This is a genomic window from Mucilaginibacter pineti (genome assembly GCF_900101875.1).
In the GTDB taxonomy this organism is placed as follows: domain Bacteria; phylum Bacteroidota; class Bacteroidia; order Sphingobacteriales; family Sphingobacteriaceae; genus Mucilaginibacter; species Mucilaginibacter pineti.
Genome location: NZ_FNAI01000046.1, coordinates 1 through 1693, shown reverse-complemented (window position 1 = coordinate 1693; position 1693 = coordinate 1). Strand labels below are relative to the sequence as shown.

The following is a 1693-nucleotide window of genomic DNA, read 5'->3' as shown; positions in this document are numbered from 1 at the left end:
ATAGAACAGCTTTTAATCAGTCGGCAAGAACAGTCGCCGGAGCAGGAAGAATTGATGCCCATCACAAAGGCCGCAGCATTTTTAGACCTGGCCGTCCCTACCGTTTACAGCAAAGTTTGCCGTAAAGAAATCCCTGTCAATAAGCGCGGGAAGCGCCTGTACTTCTATCGTTCGGAATTAACGGAATGGATTAAATCTGGCCGGAAGAAAACAGCCGATGAGATCAGGGAGGGCGCTGTACAGCACCTGACAACCGGAAACAAAAAAACTAAAGCATTTTAAGCCGATGGAGCGCATTAAGACCGCTTGGGCGATCAATAGCAACCCCATCGAATTAGCCCTCTTACAGGCCATCTCAAACCCGTTAAAAAGCCAATGGCCTTTTGAATGCTTACCAATCCCCCCGCCCTGATTAAGTACCAATAATGCCATCGGCAAAACGTTGGGCGTTCAGCGATACCGCAAGCGGTATGCTGAAAGGCCGACACCCGCAGGCGGGTGCAAAACAGTACCGGCGACAAGCCGCCGGAGATAATGGGCGGCACCCAAGGTGCCGCCGTTTGAACAGCCCGATAATCGCAATAGCGATTATCGGAGAACCGCGAAAGCGGCAAGCCGCTTTTGGCGGGGCAGCACCCAAGGTGCTGCACAAACAGCCTCTGTATATATGGCAATAGCCATATATACAGATAGCGGAACAGGCCCCTGGCCTGTAAGCGGAGCCAGCTATGTTTCGGCCATGCCGAAACTTGCTGGCCCCCGCTCATGCTATCGCATTCGGAGGGATTTTTTTAAGGATTTTTTAACGAACCAGAGCTTATGGAAAGTGAAGTTAAAAAGAGAATAAGTACCAAAGACCCTGCCCCGGCGGGGCGGGTCAATAAAGGCGGCAGGCCCAAAGTGCCGCATAAGCGGCGCAGCAGTGTGAGCGTAATGTGTACGCTCATCGAGAAAAAGATCATCGAGGCCAACGCTAAGCGCTTAGGCATGAATCCGTCAGTTTTCCTACGGAACCTTGGATTGAACACACGCATAGAGGTTAAGGTCAAGACCTTGCCCAAGCCGGTTTTGGAAATGCGCGGGACGCTCAATCACGTTGCCGCCAGCCTCAACCAGATCGCTAAAAAGCGCAATCGTGGCGATGATTTAAACGCGATGGAAAGGGCAATGCTTGACCAGGATGTGCGCAGCCTACGGGGTTTGGTAAAGGACATTAATGCCTATGTATCATGATCGGGAAAGTTGGCACAGGTAAAAGTTTTCGAGGCGTGCTGCACTACCTCTTTGAGGGCAGGCGGCAGGAAAGTAAAGAGCTGCAAATGCAGGAACTGGAAAAGAAGCAGGTGGAGGTGATCGCCTACAACCAATGCTTCGGCACCCGTTTGGAACTGGTGCGGGAGATGATCGAAGTAGCCAAGCTCAACCCTGATCAATCCAAGCCGGTGTTCCATTTTTCGCTAAGCTTCGCCCACAGCGATGCCGGGAAATTAGGATTGCAGGACAAGATCGACATGGTGGAAAAGCTGGCTGAAAAGTTTGATTTTAAAGATCATCAGTATGTAGTAGTAGCGCACAAAGATACCGATCATGAACACTTGCATGTGCGCCCATAAGGGCATATTATAAACGGAACCTTAGCAAGTTCTTTGACAAGAGTTTAAACGTCAACCATCAGCCGACTTATCTGAAAGGG

Annotated in this window: 3 protein-coding genes; all 3 read left to right on the top strand. The window is 50.6% G+C overall.

The genetic code is table 11. From position 1 onward, the window contains the following. The coding region (locus BLS59_RS31085) for a helix-turn-helix domain-containing protein (protein WP_205411403.1) at positions 1 to 282 on the top strand (282 nt) is incomplete at its 5' end. 537 nt (positions 283 to 819) lie between these two features. Then, positions 820 to 1233: a plasmid mobilization protein gene (locus BLS59_RS31075; RefSeq protein WP_091157924.1), complete on the top strand. Its 414-nt coding sequence runs from the start codon at positions 820 to 822 to the stop codon at positions 1231 to 1233. A gap of 35 nt (positions 1234 to 1268) precedes the next feature. Then, on the top strand, positions 1269 to 1613 hold the full coding sequence (locus BLS59_RS31070) for a relaxase/mobilization nuclease domain-containing protein (RefSeq protein ID WP_240315423.1): 345 nt from the start codon (positions 1269 to 1271) through the stop codon (positions 1611 to 1613). Positions 1614 to 1693: the final 80 nt, after the last annotated feature.

Coding starts and splice junctions, on each gene's coding strand:
- BLS59_RS31075 (WP_091157924.1), top strand. CDS start 820: ATGGAAAGTGAAGTTAAAAAGAGAATAAGTACCAAAGACCCTGCCCCG.